Raw genomic sequence first — 16,244 nt, forward strand, 5'->3', positions numbered from 1 at the left:
TGCCAACTCCCACCAGGAAAATGACACGATGAGTTCTACCCGTACGGAAACAGACACTTTTGGTCCAATCGAAGTTGCAGCCGACAGGTATTGGGGTGCGCAGACCGAACGCTCGCTGCACAATTTCAAGATCGGTGGCGAAAGAATGCCGATTCCGCTGGTTCGGGCACTCGGTATCGTCAAGCGCGCAGCTGCCGAAACCAATCTCTCGCTCGGCAAGATCGATGAAGTCGTCGGTCGCGCGATCACCGTTGCCGCAGAGGAAGTCATCGAAGGCAAGCTCGACGATCATTTTCCGCTCGTCGTCTGGCAGACCGGCTCCGGTACGCAGTCGAACATGAATGCCAACGAGGTCATTTCCAACCGTGCCATCGAGATGCTCGGCGGCACGATGGGCTCGAAGAAGCCGGTCCACCCGAATGACCACGTCAATATGAGCCAGTCGTCCAACGATACATTCCCGACGGCAATTCATATCGCAACGGCAATCGAAGCCACGCATCGCCTTTTCCCTGCGCTGAACCACTTGACCGAAGCAGTGCTCAAGAAAGAGAAGGCTTTCGCCGATATCATCAAGATCGGACGTACGCATACACAGGATGCGACCCCGGTCACCCTCGGTCAGGAATTTTCGGGTTACCGCGCCTCGCTCGAATATGCGCGCAAGCGCATCGAGCAGAGCCTTGCCGATATCTTTCTCCTCGCCCAGGGCGGCACTGCAGTGGGAACGGGCCTGAACGCGCCCATCGGATTTGACACAGCTTTTGCCGAGGCCGTATCCGACATCACCGGCCTGCCCTTCAAGACGGCACCGAACAAGTTCGAGGCATTGGCGAGCCATGGCGCGCTTACAAATTTTCACGGCAGCCTCAATTCACTGGCCACCGACCTCTTCAAGATGGCCAATGACATCCGCTTCCTCGGGTCAGGTCCACGTTCGGGTCTTGGCGAACTGAAGCTTCCGGAAAATGAACCGGGCTCGTCAATCATGCCGGGCAAGGTCAATCCGACCCAGGCCGAGGCCTTGACCATGGTTGCGACGCAGGTGTTCGGCAACAACACATCAGTGACCATCGCCGCCAGCCAGGGGCATTTCGAGCTCAATGTCTACAAGCCGGTGGTGGCATTGAACGTGCTCCAGTCGATCCGTATCCTCGCCGATGCCATGGTGTCCTTCGCCGACAATTGCATCGATGGTATCGAGGCCGACGAGGTACGCATAAAGGACCTGCTCGAGCGTTCGCTTATGCTCGTTACGGCGCTTGCCCCGGCAATCGGCTACGACAATGCAGCCAAGATCGCAAAGACGGCCCACAAGAACGGCACGACACTGCGCGAGGAGGCCCTCGCAAGCGGACACGTCTCGGCGGAGGACTATGATCGCCTTGTCCGGGCGGAACGGATGATCGCGCCTGAATGATTGGCAAAATCATTCTATTGTGAACAATCTGTCGAGAAAATAGTGGCTTTGTTTGACAATCGAATCTAGCTATTGGGCTGTCACGACAAACCCTGGAGAGATTTCCTCATGTCCAACAATGCAATCGTTACGCTGATCAGCCGTATTCTGATGTCGATCCTGTTTATTCCAGCCGGCTTCGGCAAGCTGACGGCGATTGCCGGCACCGCTGGGTATTTCGCCTCGAAGGGCCTTCCCCTTCCGACAGTGTCTGCGGTCATCGTCGGTCTCGTGGAACTTCTCGGCGGCCTAGCCATCCTCGTCGGCTTCCAGACGCGCTATGCTGCGATACTGCTCGGCCTGTTCACGATTGGCGCTGCTTTCGTTGGGCATTTCTCGCCATTTGAAGGTACGCAGTTCTTCAAGAACCTCGCCATCGCAGGCGGCTTCTTCGTTCTCGCCCAGTATGGCGCCGGCGCCCTGTCGATAGACGCAAAGCGTGGCTGATCAAAACAACAATCGATGAAAAAGGCCGCTTCGGGCGGCCTTTTTCTTGTCTCTGGTTAGTTGGATGGCTTCGCCTCGCCGACGAGCACGGGCTTTTCCCGATAGTCGCTCGGGAAGTATTTGCCAAGGTTCTCGATCTTCGGCATATCGTTATAGGCAATATACGGCTGCGATGGACGCAGCGTCGCGTAGTCCTGGTGATAGCCTTCGGCCGGGTAGAACTTCTCCAACGTCGATATCTGGGTGACGATGGGCTTCCGATAGGCCTTCGCCTTGTCGAGTTGGCTGATATAGGCCTTCGCGATCTTTTCCTGGTCGGTGCTGGTCGTAAAGATAGCCGAACGATACTGCGTACCCGAATCCGGACCCTGCCGGTTCAATTGCGTCGGATCATGCGCTACCGAGAAATAGACCTGCAGGACTTTGCCGAGGCTGACCACCTTTGGATCAAACGTCACCTCTACGGACTCGGCGTGACCGGTGTCGCCGCCGCTGACAATCTCGTAGCTCGCCGTTTCCTTCTTGCCACCCGCATAGCCGGAAACCGCACTCGTCACACCTTTGAGGTGCTGGTAAACACCCTGCACGCCCCAGAAACAGCCCCCTGCAAGGACGATGGTTTCGGACTTGGCCGACGCCGTCTGATCGACCGCAGGCGGCGGCACCATGGTGACGGCCTCGCCGGCAAGCGCGCAGCCGGGTGATATCAGCAGCCCGGCAGCAAGCAGAAAATGATATGATTTCATGGTGTTATCCTTTACCGCTCAAGCTGCAGCGGGTTTGAAGTTAAGTGCGACGCCATTCATGCAATAGCGCAGCCCAGTCGGCTTTGGTCCGTCATCGAAAACATGACCGAGATGGCCGCCGCATCGATGGCATTCCACGGCCGTGCGAGTCATGCCGAATGAACTGTCTTTCGTCTCGTTGACGGCACCCTTCATTGCTATCCAGAAGCTCGGCCAACCCGTGCCGCTGTCGAATTTGGTATCGGAATCGAAGAGCGCCAGATCGCAGCCGGCACAGGTGAACGTGCCTTTGCGTTTTTCGTGGTTGAGCGGGCTGGTGAAGGGTCGTTCCGTGCCTTCCTGTCGCAATACGTAGTACTGCTCTGGCGTCAGCAGCTTTTTCCATTCGGCGTCGCTGTGCTCGACCTCGAACATGCCCGCCGCCGTGGCCTTGGGTGTATTCGCGAAGCGCGTCGCGACCAGAGCGCCGAGCCCTGCGATCGCGCCGCCAAAAAGCGTTCGACGTGTCATCATGAGGAAACTCCCAGCATAAAGATACCGAGGATATTCGGTATTCTGCAGGGAAATACGTAGGGGTCGACCGAAAGGTTACAGAACAACCCATCCATCACGCAGAGTTGATGGATCAGCCCTTTGCCAGCGCCGCCTCAATGCGCTGGGAAAGCTCGGCGACAGCTCCAGCTTCGGCCGTCTGCCGGGATGAGACCAGGCAGGCCTCGGATTGCAGGATCACGCCATCGTCCAGGATTTTCAGATGGTTGGCACGCAGGGTCGATCCCGTCGACGATATGTCGACGATGATATCGGCAGCGCCTGAAGCGGGTGCTCCCTCTGTGGCGCCGAGGCTCTCGACGATACGGTAGACTTGAATGCCGTGCATCTGCGAAAAGAACTGCTGGGTGAGCCGCCAGTACTTCGTGGCGATGCGCAGCCGTCTTCCATGCCTTTGGCGGAAATCCGCGGCGACATCATCGAGATCCGCCATCGTAGAAACATCATACCAGACCTCGGGGACCGCAACGACCACGTCCGCGTGGCCAAAGCCGAGGCGAGCCTCGAACCGAACCCTCTCGTCGGCAGATGCCAGCGTCTCCCGCATCAGATCTTCGCCGGTGACCCCAAGGTCGACGCTGCCATAGCCGAGTTCACGCGCGATTTCCGACGCCGAGAGGAAAAGAATATCAATGTTGTTGTTGCCTTTGACCTTTGCCCGATAGTTGCGCTGGTCTTTCGGCAGAATAACGCTGAGGCCGGCATTTTCCAGCACTTCAAGCGCTTGTTCCTTGAGGCGACCTTTCGACGGGAGCGCAAGGGTGATGGTCATTGTGCATCTCCCGCGATGTGTTCGAGCCGGTCGAGCCAGACAGAAAAGCCGACACCGGGGATCGAACCGACGGCGCCCAGCATCGTCAGCAGTCTGTCATAACGGCCGCCGCCGACGATCGCACCGAGTTCGACGTACTTGACCGCCCGCGTCTCGTAAACAAGGCCGGTGTAGTAGTCGATCGGACGCCCGAAGGCGGCATCATAAATAATGGTTTCGGACCCGATCCCGGCCTCGATCACCGACACGGCGCGTGCCTCGAACTGTTCCAGCGCAAGACCGAGGTCGAATTCGTTGGTCCGGGCGAAGGTCAAGAGATGTCCGGCCGCCGAGGCGAGCGGCACGCGAATGGCCAGAAATTCCTCGAGCGCCGCAATCGTGCGCGTCGGAAGGCGGACCGAGGCGAGGCTCGCCTTTTCGATCAGCCGCCGGGCGATCTCCACCGGCGCGCGTCCTGATGCCGGCGATATGCCGGCGACTTGCATGTCCTGTTCGAGTTCAACCGCGAGTCTGGTTTCGTCAGCGTCCTCGACCAGTTTCGCGAGGCGATCCGGCAGCGTTCCCTTCTCGCGGTCCGAGCCAAGGTCTCCCAGCAGGGTTTTCAACTGGGCGTGGTTGCCAAACGACCGTGCCAGTTTTTTCTGCCAGCCCCGTGGCAGGCCGAGCGACGCGAGTACCGCTTCGAAAATGGCCTGGTCGCCAAGAAGGGTTTCAAGTTCAACGCGTGGCGCAACGAAACGGATGGCAGCAATCGCGTCGGCGAGCGAGCGGGCGTCGGCACGTGCCCGGTTCGCGTCGCCCAGATCTTCGATACCCGCCTGGAAGAATTCGTTCCCGCCTTCACGGCGCTGGCGGAAAACCTCGCCGAGATAGGCATAACGCTTCGGTGTCGCGGCGTTGCGTTCGATATGGCTTCGGCAAACGGGAATGGTGAATTCCGGACGAAGGCAGAGGCTTTGGCCGTTCTCGTTCTCGGTCAAAAAAATTCGGCGACGCAGATCTTCGCCTGCCATGTCGAGGAACTGGTCGGCAGGCTGGATGACGGGAATATCCACGAGTTCCGCATCACGGCCAGCGATCAGTGCGGCAAGTTCGGCGGAAAAGGCTGGGGCGCGGGAGGCGGTCATTTACGCATCCTGGGCAGGACAGAGGGGGGTAAAGTTGGAAGCACCCGCATATGAGTTAGCTTACCCCAAGGCTCTTGGCACGGTCCTCGGCCTGCGCCTCGAGAATCCTGCGCACCTCGGCAACGAGGTCGTCTTCCTTTGCGGTAATCTGCGCCGGACGGCTTTCGCGCCATGTCACATTGTCTTCGATTTCGGCCGACAATCGTGCACCTTCAATGAGATCCTTGATCTGCACTTCGCCATTGTCGCGTTCCTGCGACCCCTGGATAATGACGCAAGGAGCGCCGCGACGGTCGGCATATTTCATCTGCGGCTTCATGCCCGAACCGCCGAGATACATCTCCGCCCGCACGCCCGCCTGCCTAAGGTCCGACACCATCTTCTGGTAGCGCCCGAGGCTGGCCGTATCACGGTCCATCACCAATACAACGACAGGCCCGACATTATCGGAGACATCAAGCTTGCCGAGATTCTTCAAGGCCGTCATCAGGCGGGAGACGCCGATGGAAATGCCGGTCGCGGGTACCGGCTCGCCGCGGAAGCGCGACACGAGACCGTCATAGCGCCCTCCACCACCGACAGAGCCGAACACGACCTTCTCGCCCTTTTCGTTGGTGACGTCGAAGGTGAGTTCGGCCTCAAAGACTGGCCCGGTGTAATATTCAAGGCCGCGTACGACGGAAGGATCGATCTTCACCCGGCCCTCATAGCCTGCGGCAGAGCACAGCGCCTCGATCGTGGCAAGCTCGGCGACGCCTTCGGTGCCCTTATCGTTGCTGGTAATCACGCGTTCCAAATTTGCAATGGTTTCCGCGCCCGTTGTGCCGCCGGCGGACGTGAAATCGAGCACTTTGGTAATTGCGGTCTCGTCAAGGCCGGCACCCTTGGTGAAATCACCGCTCTCGTCAAGACGGCCCTTGCCGAGCAATTCGCGCACGCCATCCGGCCCGAACTTGTCGAGCTTGTCGATCGCGCGGAGCACCGTCAGGCGCTGGCCGGCATTCTCGTCTCCCGCAAGGCCGATTGAGTCGAGGACGCCGTCGAGCACCTTGCGATTATTGACGCGGATCATGTAATCACCGCGCGAGACGCCGAGCGCTTCCATGACATCGGCCATCATCATGCACATTTCCGCGTCGGCGGAGACCGACGGCGCACCCACGGTATCCGCGTCGAACTGCATGAACTGACGGAAGCGTCCGGGACCCGGCTTTTCATTGCGGAACACCCAGCCGGCGCGGTAGCTCCGGTAAGGCTTGGGGATGCTCTCAAAATTCTCGGCAACGAAGCGCGCGAGCGGCGCGGTGAGGTCATAACGCAGCGACAGCCACTGTTCGTCATCATCCTGGAAGGAGAACACACCCTCGTTGGGCCTGTCCTGGTCGGGCAGGAACTTGCCGAGCGCGTCGGTATACTCGATAAGCGGGGTTTCCACCGGCTCGAAGCCATAAAGTTCGTAGACTTTCCGGATCTCGGCCATCATCTTTTCGGCAGCGCGCAAATCGTCGGGCGCACGGTCCACAAAACCGCGCGGCAGCCGCGCTTTTACCCTGTCTGCCTTCGTCGTCATGATGCTGATCCGATACCCTGAAATGAAGCCGTCTGCTAAAGCCGGTTTGCTCTAGCTTATCGAGCCATCAAGGGCAAGGATTGATGACCGAAGGGCGACTCTATGTAGCCGGCTGAGGTCGCTTGAAGTTCGAACGCAGTTTTTCGATCTCCTGCCGACACTTGCAGCCCTCGATATGGTCATTGACCAGGCCCATCGCCTGCATGTGGGCATACATCGTTGTCGGGCCAACAAAGCTCCAGCCGCGCTTCTTAAGGTCCTTGGAAAGACGGATCGAGGTGGGTGACGTCGGGTTTGCAATCAGCGTTGGATAGTCAACCACCCTTGGACGCTCATCCGACGGCGGCTCGAACTGCCAGAAATAGGCCGCGAGCGAGCCGGTTTCCTTGACGAGCTCGATAGCACGCGCGGCATTGTTGATGGCAGAATTGATCTTGCCGCGATGCCGGATGATGCCAGCGTCGGCAAGCAGGCGAGCCACCTCTCTCTCGCCGTAGCGGGCGATCTTGTGATAGTCGAAACCGTCGAACGCCTTGCGGAAATTTTCGCGCTTGCGCAGGATCGTCAGCCACGACAGCCCGGACTGGAACCCCTCAAGGCAGATCTTTTCAAACAGCCGCGTATCGTCCGTGACCGGTCTTCCCCATTCATGGTCGTGGTAGTGGACATATTCAGGCAAGGTTCCCGGCCAGAAGCAGCGCGTCTCGCCCGCATCGTCCGTGATCAGTCCGGTCTTCGGGTGAGTTTCGTCTTGCATCGCGCGCGTCTCTTTCCTAGTGTTAACCGTCCTTGAAAACCCGTCGGTAACTATAACCCACGGTTTTCGCGGCATTTTATATTTTATTGATCCTGATTCACTTTTTTCTACCTGCCAATCGGCAAACTCAATCCGAAACCTGACAAATCCTGTCAGGAGAGTTCCAGAGTAATTTGATGAAGTCGGCAATATTGGTTTTGGCATCGGCATTTCTGGCAGCGACGATCCCGCCCACAACGGCGAGCGAACGCTATGCGACAAAGCCGCCGGTCGTCATGAGCCCCGACCTTTCAGCACCATGGGTAATGCAGCTGCGCAAAAAGCCGGTCGGCGAAGCCGTGAACCCGCGTGGCTATGTTGTGTTCAGCGAGCGCCCGCAGCGCATAACCAGACCGCGCCGCAACCGGGATCTTTCGAACCCCTCCGCGCGCGAGGTTTCGTTCCAGCGGCCGGATGTCCCGCTGGGCGAGGATCAGCCGAAGAAGCGGGCAATGGATCCGCAGTTCCTGCCGCAGACCGTCGCCTTTGACGGCGCAGAACAACCTGGCACGATCGTCATCGATACGTCAGAGCGCTTTCTTTATCTCGTCCAGCCCGACGGCAGGGCGCGGCGTTACGGCGTCGGGGTCGGGAAGGAAGGCTTTGGCTGGTCCGGAACGAACAATATCACCCGCAAGGCCGAGTGGCCGGACTGGTATCCACCCCAAGACATGATCGATCGCGAGGCCGAGAAGGGTCACTACATTCCGGCCCACATGGAGGGCGGCATCGCCAATCCTCTCGGCGCCCGCGCACTCTACCTCGGTTCCACGCTCTATCGCATCCACGGCACCAATGCGCCGTGGACGATTGGCCATGCAGTCTCCAGCGGATGTATCCGCATGCGCAACGAAGATGTCACCGAGCTTTACGAGAGGGTCAATGTCGGCACGAAAGTCATCGTCCGATAAGGTTAGTGGGGGCCGGCACCGGGGGCGGTGCCGGGAACGGGCAGCGGCTCTCTTGAAAGAGCCGCTGCCCTTTTTCATACCGCCGCCTGCAAAGCGGGTTTCGTTAAGGGAATTTCCTCGGGCTTCGGGCCGCCATAGGCCCAGTCGAGCAGTTCGATCGTGTGGACGATCGGCAATGTCGACCCGCCGGCTATCTGTGTGATGCAGCCTATATTGCCGGTGGCGACGACGCTGGCCCCCGTCGCTTCGATGTTCTTGACCTTGCGGTCGCGCAGCGTCCGGGCGATATCCGCCTGCATGATATTGTAGGTGCCGGCCGAGCCGCAGCAGAGGTGACCCTCCGCCGGATCCTTGACGGTGAAACCTGCAGCCTTCAGCAAATCCTTCGGCTGGCGCGTAATCTTCTGCCCGTGCTGCATCGAGCAAGCCGAGTGGTAGGCGACTGTCAGTCCCGGTTCGATTCGCGACTGCGGCATGGTCAATGTTGCGAGATATTCGGTGACGTCCTTTGCCAGGGACGATATATGCGCCGCTTTTTCATTGTAGGCCGGGTCCAGCCGCAACATGTAGCCGTAGTCTTTGATCGTCGTGCCACAACCGGATGCGGTGATGATGATCGCGTCGAGGCCTCCTTGCTCGAGTTCCCGCGTCCAGACATCGACGTTGCGACGCGCGTCTTCGAGTGCGTCCTCCTCGCGGCCCATGTGGTGGACCAGCGAACCGCAGCAGCCTTCGCCTTTTGGCAGGACTACCTCGATGCCGAGCCGGTTGAGGAGTCGGATCGTTGCTTCATTGATACCCGGCTTGAGGACCGGCTGCGCACAGCCGCTGAGGAGCGCCACCCTGCCCTTTCTTGTCGCATCGGGCGTGTGCACTCCGGGAACTGCCGAGGGCGAGGCCGCCGGTACGTTACGGGGTGCAAGTTCCAGCATCGCCGCCAACGGCTTCGTCGCCGCCATTGACCCGAACAGTCCGGCAAACGGACGGCCAAACCTCGCGAGGTTAAGCGCAAGGCGAAAGCGACCGGGATAGGGCAGAACAAAGGCCAGAAGGGCGCGGGTCAGCCGGTTCATTAAAGGGCGCTTGTAAGTCTTCTCAATGTGGGCGCGCGCATTATCGACCAAGTGCATGTAGTTCACCCCCGAGGGGCAGGTTGTCATGCAGGAGAGGCAGGAAAGGCAGCGGTCGATATGCTTGACGATCTGATCGTCGGCCGGCCGGTCGTTTTCGAGCATGTCCTTGATCAGGTAGATGCGACCGCGCGGGCTGTCGAGCTCGTTGCCCAGTGTCACATATGTCGGGCACGTTGCAGTGCAGAAGCCGCAATGCACGCATTTTCGGAGGATCTTTTCGGATTCAGCAACGCCAGGGTCGAGAAGCTGCTCGGCGGTAAAATTTGTCTGCACGCTATACTCCTGCAACCATGCGGCCCGGATTCAAGATGCCGCTCGGATCAAATTGCTGCTTGAGCCGCTTTGACAGGGCAGCAAGCGGCGCGGCCTGCGGTTCGAACACCGGAACAGAAGCGCGGATGCTCGCAGGCGCACGCACGAGCGTGGCATGGCCGCCGCCATATTTGCGCAATAGGGCGCGTACGGCCTCCGCTTCCGGCTCGCCCTCCATGCGCAGCCAGACGAGCCCGCCCTGCCAGTCGTAATAGGCGTCGACAGCCGCACCCATCCGCAGCGATGCGACAAGCTTGTAGGCTTCCATCGGCACCATGGAAACACGCCAGACCGGCCGTTCCGTACCATCCGCGAAGGGGATGACATCACGGATTTCCTGCCACAGCCGGCGTGACTGGTTGCCGACTATCTCTGTCATCTCTCCCGCCGAAGCCAAAAGGGTTTTCAGCATGGTCGTCCTGTCAGCAACCGATGGCGCAAATCCCTCGAGGCGCAACAGCGTAGAGGCCTCGCCGCTGAGCGCGCCGTCAACGACCCTTGCCGCTACATTGCCCGGAAGGTGCACGGCGGAGGCGACCTCGCCGCTCGAACCCATCGCAATAGCCATGGCGCGCGCCGCTTCGTCGTCGGCGAGACCGCGGATGACGAGCGTGGACTCGGTCTCTGGCGCGGGGAGAACTTTGAACGTTATCTCCGTGGCAATGCCAAGTGTGCCCCAGGAATTGGCCATGCCCTTGGAGAGATCGTAGCCGGTCACGTTCTTGACGACACGTCCGCCGGATTTGAACAGTTCCCCCCTGCCCGATACGACCCGTACGCCGAGCACATGGTCACGAGCCGAGCCGGATTTCAGTCGCCGAGGCCCGCAGAGGTTCGTCGCCAGCAAACCGCCAAGCGTGCCTCGCCCCGCCGGCTCGCCCAACAGCGGCCCATAGTCCATAGGCTCGAACTGGAAAGCCTGACCGCTGGCTGCAAGCAACGCTTCGAGTTCCGCAACCGGCGTGCCCGCCTTGGCGGTCAGCACCAATTCGTGCGGCTCATAGAGCGTGACACCGGTATATTCGGATAATGAGATCGTATGCTCGGTCTGCAATGGCCGGCCGAGCCCACGCTTGGACCCGTGGCCGACGACCTCGACCGGTACATTTTCCGCCAGTGCCCATTGCACCGCATCGACGATTTCGTCCTCGGACTGTGGTTGAAAAACGCTCACGCTCAAAATCTCGGAATGTCGGGAAACGGCATCTTGCCCTGATGCACGTGCATGCGCCCCAGTTCGGCGCAGCGATGCAATTGGGGGAAAACTTTACCGGGGTTGAGCAGGTGTTTGTCGTCGAAGGCGCACTTCACCCGAATCTGCTGGTTGAGATCGGCCTCGTTGAACATTTCCGGCATCAGATCGCGCTTTTCGACGCCGACACCGTGTTCGCCGGTCAGCACCCCGCCCACCTTAACGCAAAGCCTTAGTATGTCGGCACCGAAACTTTCCGCCTTGTGCAGTTCCTCGGGAATATTGGCGTCGTAGAGGATGAGCGGATGCAGATTGCCGTCGCCCGCATGAAAGACGTTCGCGACACGCAGGCCGTACTTCTCAGAGAGTTCGCGCATGCCTGCCAGAACTTTTGGCAGTTCCTTGCGCGGTATTGTACCGTCCATGCAGAGGTAATCCGGGGAGATACGTCCTACGGCAGGGAACGCAGCCTTGCGCCCCGCCCAGAACGCCATCCGCTCCTCTTCGCTTTGCGACACGACACAGGTGGTCGCGCCATTCTTTCGCGCAATGGCTTCGACCATGGCGATGAGGTGATCAACCTCCACCACGGGTCCGTCAAGTTCGACGATCAGCAATGCTTCCACATCGAGCGGGTAGCCGGCATGAACGAAATCCTCGGCCGCATGGATGGCCGGCCGGTCCATCATCTCCATGCCGCCTGGAATGATGCCGGCGGCAATAACATCGGCGACACATTGTCCAGCCTCCTCGCTGGTCGGGAAGCCAACCATCAGCGCGCGGGCCGTTGTCGGCTTCTGCAGTATCCGAACCGTCACTTCCGTGACGACGCCAAGAAGCCCTTCCGAACCCGTCATCAGGCCGAGAAGATCGTAGCCTTCGCTATCGAGATGCTTGCCACCGAGGCGAACCACATCACCATTGATCAGCACCATTTCAATTCCGAGAACATTGTTCGCGGTGAGGCCGTATTTCAAGCAGTGCACGCCGCCGGAGTTCTCCGCGACATTCCCGCCAATCGAACAGGCGATCTGTGACGAGGGATCGGGCGCATAGTAAAAGCCCTCATGCTCGACCGCCTTGGTGATGCCGAGATTCGTGACGCCCGGCTGAACGACGGCGACCCGGTTTGGAAAATCGATCTCCAGAATGCGGTTGAAGCGCGACATCACCAAGAGCACGGCGTCCTCAAGCGGCAGCGCACCGCCGGACAACGAGGTCCCTGAACCGCGCGGCACGACCTTCACATTATTCTCATGGCAGTATTTGAGGACACGGGAGACCTGAACGACGGTTTGCGGCAGGACGACGACCAGCGGCAATTGGCGATAGGCCGTGAGTGCATCGGATTCGAAGGCCCGCATTTCGTTGGTCACGTCGACGACACCCTCGCCCGGGACGATTGTTCGCAACGCCGCCACGATGTCGTCGCGCCGTCCAAGCGTCGCGTCGTCGCTTTTGGGCATCAGCAATCCAGTCATCGAACCTCCCTCGCCAGCGCTCGATCGCAACTGGTAAACAATCTTTACCTCTTGCCCATCGAGATTGTAAACACTTTAGAGCTTTTCCTGTTCAGATAGAACAGGTCGGTTTCCCGCTCACGAGAATACCAAGCGCAAGGTGGATATCGACGGCTCGGGACTTGACGTTTCACGTCCGCCAGTGAGAGTGCGCGCATGAGTGAATTCAACGATATGGAAGTCTTTGCCCGCGTGGTCGCTGCTGGCAGCATGTCGGCGGCCGGACGCGAACTCGGTCTTTCCCCCGCCGTCGTCTCCAAGCGTTTGCGCCGGCTGGAGGAGCGGCTTGGCACGCGGCTCCTGCAACGTACGACACGCCAAATCGCGATGACCGAAACCGGGCAAGGCTATTACGAACGCGTCCTAGCCATTCTTGCCGGCGTCGAGGAGGCCGAGGCCTTCGTGTCCCGCCGTTCCGAACAGGCGCACGGCATGCTCAAGGTCGCCGTCCCGACAACGTTCGGGCGCATGCATATTGCCCCGCATCTCGAACCATTCATGCGGGCCAATCCCGACCTTGCCGTCAACCTCGTCCTTGCCGACGAGTTCGTCGATATTGTCGGCGAGGGTTATGACCTCGCGATCCGCATTGCTGAGCTTTCCGATTCGAGCCTCGTTGCGCGCAAGCTCGCGCCTGTCGAACGTTTCCTGGTCGCCTCACCGCGCTACGTCTCAGAGCACGGCGTGCCAAAATCCTTCTCCGATCTCGAAAATCACATCTGTCTGGCCGCGCATAATGGCGATCCGTGGCGCCTCGTCGGTCCCTATGGCGCGGTTGTCTGGCGCCCATCCGGCCCGTTGCTGACGAACTCGAGCGAGGTCGTGCGTGAGGCGGTGCTCGGCGGGCTCGGCATTGCCTTGCGTTCCACCTGGGATATCGGCCCCGAACTTGCCGCTGGCCAACTCGTGCGCGTGCTCGGCGACTATGCAGCCTCGCGGAATATCGCGATCTACGCAGTCTATCCGTCGCGGCAGTTCCTCCCGGCGAAAGTGCGATTGTTCATCGACTATCTGGCGGCGCTCTACGGTCCAGTCCCTCCATGGGACCGGCACTAATCGTCCGCGTGCGACTTGCGGATGGATTTGACGATGAACCACATGGCGAGGATAGCGACCGGCACGAAAATAGCGGTGAGCACAGAGGCATGCAGATCCGGAATATAGGTCTCAGCGCCCTTCGCCAGATAGTAGAACAAGCCGACGACATAGTAGGAAATCGCAGCCACCGAGAGCCCTTCGACGGTTCGCTGCAGACGCAATTGCAGTTGAGCGCGCCGGTTCATCGAGGTCAACAGGTCCCGGTTCTGGCGCTCGAGCTCGACGTCTACCGAGGTGCGCAGCAAAGTTGCGGCGCGCGAGAGCTTTTCCGACAGGCTCTCCTGACGTTCGCTGACCGAGCGGCAAGTACGCATGGCCGGAGCCATGCGCCGCTGGATAAACGCACCCCAGGTCTCGTAGCCGGTGACGGATTCTTCCTGCAACGCCGCCAGACGCTCCAATACGATGCCGTTATAGGCGCGGCTTGCGCCAAATCGGTAGAGGCTGGAAGCCGCGTCCGCCTCCAGTTCAGCAGCAAGCGACGTCAGTTCATCAAGCAGTTTGTGGCTGTCGGAGGTCGCGTCCCGCATCTCGTTGGTGAGGCCCGCAAGCCGGTCCTCGATCCGACGGATGCGCGGTGACAAGGAGTGTGCCAGCGGCAGACCGAGCATCGCCAGCGTCCGATAAGTTTCGATCTCGATGACCCGCTGCGACAAGGCACCGGCCCGCGCCGGCGAAAGCCCATTGTCGAGGATCAGAATGCGGGTCAAGCCATCGCGGTCCTGGCGGAAATCCGTGACGATCGAGGCGAGACCACCCTCGACGTCGCTGTAGCAGAGACTCGCCGGGTCGAATTCGCTGATCATCGCCAGCGCATTGGCGTCTTTTTTGACGATCTCCAGCCGTACTCCGTCGATGACGGTGCCTGGCGGATTGAAGTCGTGGCCGAAGGGATGCTGTGCCGCCGCTCCGCTGCGCGGCATCGGGCCTTCCCAGAGATAGGTCGAAAACTCCGTATGCCGCTCCCAGCGTAGCGTGCCGTTGCCCCACGGCATGACATGGTGCCGGGCGTCGCGCGCCGGCGGCGCAATGCCGATGCTGCGGCTGAGTTCCGCAAGAACGGCGTGATCGACCGTCGAGCCGCCTTCGGTCATGAAGGCGAGTTGGATCAGGAGGCGCGGCGTATCGACGAGCGGATAGGGGCGCGCATGGACCTCGCCGAGCGCGACCGCCCGTTCCGCATGCGCCGGAAAACCCAGGACGCCGCCGACAACCAGCGCAAGCTCGGCTGCCGTCGCGACTGATTTCAGTCTCTTTCCCATCTATCCCCTGACCGGTCTCTTTCTCTTGATCGGCTGTCACAGGATCGTGAACGGATTGGGTTCCGCTTTCAACAGATTCTATTTTATCGCGGCTGCGGCAAATAAGACCTCATCGGCTCTGGCGGCTGGATCATTCATTTGACCAGTTTCAATTTTTGCCGCTACGCTGTGTGCAGAGTTTTTCCGCGGACCCGTTTATCCATGAGCAGCCCCATCTTCGCGCGCATCCAATCTTCTCGAACGGCTGACGACATCGTCGGCCAGATCGAGACGCTCATCCTCGAAGGTGTCCTGCGGGTGGGAGACCGCCTGCCGGGCGAGCGCGATCTTTCGGGACAGTTCGACGTTTCACGGCCGATCTTGCGCAATGCCTTGAAACTGCTTGAGGCAAAGGGATTGCTCGTTACGCGGCATGGCGGCGGAACCTTTGTTGCCGACGTTATTGGCGAAGTGTTTTCAAAGCCGATGATGGATCTCATAACCAGTCACCGCAAAGCGGCTGCCGACTATCTCGAATATCGCCGCGAGATCGAAAGCATCGCAGCGGATTACGCTGCCCGCCGTGCGACCGATGACGACCGGCTTCTGCTCCGGCGCATCATGGCAGCCATGGAGCAGGCCTATGAGACCGACGATTTCAAGCGGGAGGCCGAACTCGACGTGGAGTTGCATAATGCCATCGGCGAATGCGCGCACAACATCATCCTCCTGCATACGCTGCGCTCCTGCTACCGGCTTCTGGCTGACGACGTCTTCTATAACCGCACGGTAATCTATGGTTTTCCCGGTGCGCGCGAAAAATTGTTGCAACAGCACAAGGCGATATTCGCGGCAATCGTCAATTCCAATCCCGCCGGCGCACGCGAAGCCGTCGGGCAACATATAGACTTTATCGAACAAGCGCAGTGCGAGGCGATGCGCAATAGCGCCTGGCAGAATGTTTCGCGCTTGCGCCGCAACCAGCGCGAGTCGGACAGGCGACACGAATGATCGATTTCGACCATGCGCGCGCCCCCGAAGGACTGCGCATCTATGCCATCGGCGATGTGCATGGTCGTTTTGACCTATTGGAGGCCATGCACCGCCTTATTGCCCAGGAAAACGAGAAATTGCCGCCGCGCGACTGGGTCGTCATCCATCTTGGCGACTATGTCGATCGTGGACCCCAATCGAGGGAGGTCCTCGATCTGCTGGTGCGCGCAACGCAGCAATCCCCTCGAATGCTTGCCCTTGCCGGCAACCACGATATCGGACTGCTCGACTTTCTTGAGAACGGCGATGCGTTCGGCCTGTTCGCCCGTAATGGCGGCCGCCAGACGGCCCTCTCCTACGGTGTCGACATCGATT

General features: G+C 59.9%; 16 protein-coding genes. 6 read left to right on the forward strand and 10 right to left on the reverse strand.

Annotated elements, in window-relative coordinates:
- Window positions 1-28: 28 nt before the first annotated feature.
- Both fumC and AAAB35_RS26715 read left to right on the forward strand, forming a co-directional pair.
- On the forward strand, window positions 29-1,420 hold the full coding sequence (gene fumC, locus AAAB35_RS26710) for a class II fumarate hydratase (RefSeq protein WP_340671356.1): 1,392 nt from the start codon (window positions 29-31) through the stop codon (window positions 1,418-1,420).
- Window positions 1,421-1,528: 108 nt separating this feature from the next.
- Window positions 1,529-1,906 (forward strand): DoxX family protein, encoded by a 378-nt coding sequence (locus AAAB35_RS26715; RefSeq protein ID WP_340671357.1) that lies wholly within the window; start codon window positions 1,529-1,531, stop codon window positions 1,904-1,906.
- A gap of 56 nt (window positions 1,907-1,962) precedes the next feature.
- Here AAAB35_RS26715 and msrA read toward each other — a convergent pair whose 3' ends face one another.
- From msrA to AAAB35_RS26745, 6 genes are all read right to left on the reverse strand, one after another.
- Window positions 1,963-2,652 (reverse strand): peptide-methionine (S)-S-oxide reductase MsrA, encoded by a 690-nt coding sequence (gene msrA / locus AAAB35_RS26720; protein WP_340671358.1) that lies wholly within the window; start codon window positions 2,650-2,652, stop codon window positions 1,963-1,965.
- An 18-nt stretch (window positions 2,653-2,670) separates the two neighbouring features.
- Window positions 2,671-3,165: a peptide-methionine (R)-S-oxide reductase MsrB gene (msrB, locus tag AAAB35_RS26725; RefSeq protein ID WP_340671359.1), complete on the reverse strand. Its 495-nt coding sequence runs from the start codon at window positions 3,163-3,165 to the stop codon at window positions 2,671-2,673.
- 112 nt (window positions 3,166-3,277) lie between these two features.
- Window positions 3,278-3,976 (reverse strand): ATP phosphoribosyltransferase, encoded by a 699-nt coding sequence (gene hisG, locus AAAB35_RS26730; protein WP_340671360.1) that lies wholly within the window; start codon window positions 3,974-3,976, stop codon window positions 3,278-3,280.
- Window positions 3,973-5,103, reverse strand: a complete 1,131-nt coding sequence (locus AAAB35_RS26735; protein ID WP_340671361.1) for an ATP phosphoribosyltransferase regulatory subunit — start codon at window positions 5,101-5,103, stop codon at window positions 3,973-3,975. The genes hisG and AAAB35_RS26735 overlap by 4 nt, the downstream gene beginning before the upstream one ends.
- Before the next feature lie 55 nt (window positions 5,104-5,158).
- On the reverse strand, window positions 5,159-6,673 hold the full coding sequence (hisS, locus tag AAAB35_RS26740) for a histidine--tRNA ligase (protein WP_340671362.1): 1,515 nt from the start codon (window positions 6,671-6,673) through the stop codon (window positions 5,159-5,161).
- Window positions 6,674-6,773: 100 nt separating this feature from the next.
- Window positions 6,774-7,430, reverse strand: a complete 657-nt coding sequence (locus AAAB35_RS26745; protein ID WP_340671363.1) for a DNA-3-methyladenine glycosylase I — start codon at window positions 7,428-7,430, stop codon at window positions 6,774-6,776.
- A gap of 176 nt (window positions 7,431-7,606) precedes the next feature.
- Between AAAB35_RS26745 and AAAB35_RS26750 the strand changes: the two genes are divergently transcribed.
- The gene (locus tag AAAB35_RS26750; protein ID WP_340671364.1) at window positions 7,607-8,380 is read left to right on the forward strand and encodes a L,D-transpeptidase; all 774 of its coding nucleotides are present in this window, start codon (window positions 7,607-7,609) and stop codon (window positions 8,378-8,380) included.
- 74 nt (window positions 8,381-8,454) lie between these two features.
- On the opposite strand, the gene glcF is transcribed toward AAAB35_RS26750, so the two are convergent.
- From glcF to AAAB35_RS26765, 3 genes are read right to left on the reverse strand one after another with little or no spacing between them, the layout of a single operon-like run.
- Window positions 8,455-9,786: a glycolate oxidase subunit GlcF gene (gene glcF / locus AAAB35_RS26755; RefSeq protein WP_340671365.1), complete on the reverse strand. Its 1,332-nt coding sequence runs from the start codon at window positions 9,784-9,786 to the stop codon at window positions 8,455-8,457.
- A 1-nt stretch (window position 9,787) separates the two neighbouring features.
- A complete protein-coding gene (gene glcE / locus AAAB35_RS26760; protein WP_340671375.1) occupies window positions 9,788-11,008 on the reverse strand; it encodes a glycolate oxidase subunit GlcE in 1,221 nt (406 codons plus the stop codon).
- Window positions 11,002-12,498, reverse strand: coding sequence for an FAD-linked oxidase C-terminal domain-containing protein (locus tag AAAB35_RS26765; RefSeq protein WP_340671366.1), 1,497 nt, complete (start codon window positions 12,496-12,498; stop codon window positions 11,002-11,004). The genes glcE and AAAB35_RS26765 overlap by 7 nt, the downstream gene beginning before the upstream one ends.
- Before the next feature lie 195 nt (window positions 12,499-12,693).
- Between AAAB35_RS26765 and AAAB35_RS26770 the strand changes: the two genes are divergently transcribed.
- The gene (locus tag AAAB35_RS26770) at window positions 12,694-13,593 is read left to right on the forward strand and encodes a LysR family transcriptional regulator (RefSeq protein ID WP_340671367.1); all 900 of its coding nucleotides are present in this window, start codon (window positions 12,694-12,696) and stop codon (window positions 13,591-13,593) included.
- Here AAAB35_RS26770 and AAAB35_RS26775 read toward each other — a convergent pair.
- On the reverse strand, window positions 13,590-14,897 hold the full coding sequence (locus AAAB35_RS26775; RefSeq protein WP_340671368.1) for a DUF3422 family protein: 1,308 nt from the start codon (window positions 14,895-14,897) through the stop codon (window positions 13,590-13,592). The two genes, AAAB35_RS26770 and AAAB35_RS26775, sit on opposite strands and share 4 nt — an antisense overlap.
- A gap of 201 nt (window positions 14,898-15,098) precedes the next feature.
- Here AAAB35_RS26775 and AAAB35_RS26780 point away from each other — a divergent pair, with 201 nt between their 5' ends.
- Together AAAB35_RS26780 and AAAB35_RS26785 are read left to right on the forward strand one after the other, a co-directional pair.
- Window positions 15,099-15,887, forward strand: a complete 789-nt coding sequence (locus AAAB35_RS26780; protein WP_340671369.1) for an FCD domain-containing protein — start codon at window positions 15,099-15,101, stop codon at window positions 15,885-15,887.
- Window positions 15,884-16,244 (forward strand): metallophosphoesterase (locus AAAB35_RS26785; RefSeq protein ID WP_340671370.1); only part of this gene is annotated, 361 nt, incomplete at its 3' end. The genes AAAB35_RS26780 and AAAB35_RS26785, both read left to right, overlap by 4 nt.

It is taken from the genome of Phyllobacterium sp. (genome assembly GCF_037994425.1).
Classification (GTDB): Bacteria; Pseudomonadota; Alphaproteobacteria; order Rhizobiales; family Rhizobiaceae; genus Phyllobacterium.

What these genes read in the sequence shown, in the direction of transcription:
- AAAB35_RS26770 (WP_340671367.1), top strand. Translation starts at nt 12,694, where the DNA reads ATGAGTGAATTCAACGATATGGAAGTCTTTGCCCGCGTGGTCGCTGCT.
- AAAB35_RS26775 (WP_340671368.1), bottom strand. Translation starts at nt 14,897, where the DNA reads ATGGGAAAGAGACTGAAATCAGTCGCGACGGCAGCCGAGCTTGCGCTG.
- AAAB35_RS26715 (WP_340671357.1), top strand. Translation starts at nt 1,529, where the DNA reads ATGTCCAACAATGCAATCGTTACGCTGATCAGCCGTATTCTGATGTCG.
- AAAB35_RS26735 (WP_340671361.1), bottom strand. Translation starts at nt 5,103, where the DNA reads ATGACCGCCTCCCGCGCCCCAGCCTTTTCCGCCGAACTTGCCGCACTG.
- msrA (WP_340671358.1), bottom strand. Translation starts at nt 2,652, where the DNA reads ATGAAATCATATCATTTTCTGCTTGCTGCCGGGCTGCTGATATCACCC.
- hisS (WP_340671362.1), bottom strand. Translation starts at nt 6,673, where the DNA reads ATGACGACGAAGGCAGACAGGGTAAAAGCGCGGCTGCCGCGCGGTTTT.
- AAAB35_RS26750 (WP_340671364.1), top strand. Translation starts at nt 7,607, where the DNA reads ATGAAGTCGGCAATATTGGTTTTGGCATCGGCATTTCTGGCAGCGACG.
- AAAB35_RS26780 (WP_340671369.1), top strand. Translation starts at nt 15,099, where the DNA reads ATGAGCAGCCCCATCTTCGCGCGCATCCAATCTTCTCGAACGGCTGAC.
- AAAB35_RS26765 (WP_340671366.1), bottom strand. Translation starts at nt 12,498, where the DNA reads ATGACTGGATTGCTGATGCCCAAAAGCGACGACGCGACGCTTGGACGG.
- AAAB35_RS26745 (WP_340671363.1), bottom strand. Translation starts at nt 7,430, where the DNA reads ATGCAAGACGAAACTCACCCGAAGACCGGACTGATCACGGACGATGCG.
- hisG (WP_340671360.1), bottom strand. Translation starts at nt 3,976, where the DNA reads ATGACCATCACCCTTGCGCTCCCGTCGAAAGGTCGCCTCAAGGAACAA.
- msrB (WP_340671359.1), bottom strand. Translation starts at nt 3,165, where the DNA reads ATGATGACACGTCGAACGCTTTTTGGCGGCGCGATCGCAGGGCTCGGC.
- fumC (WP_340671356.1), top strand. Translation starts at nt 29, where the DNA reads ATGAGTTCTACCCGTACGGAAACAGACACTTTTGGTCCAATCGAAGTT.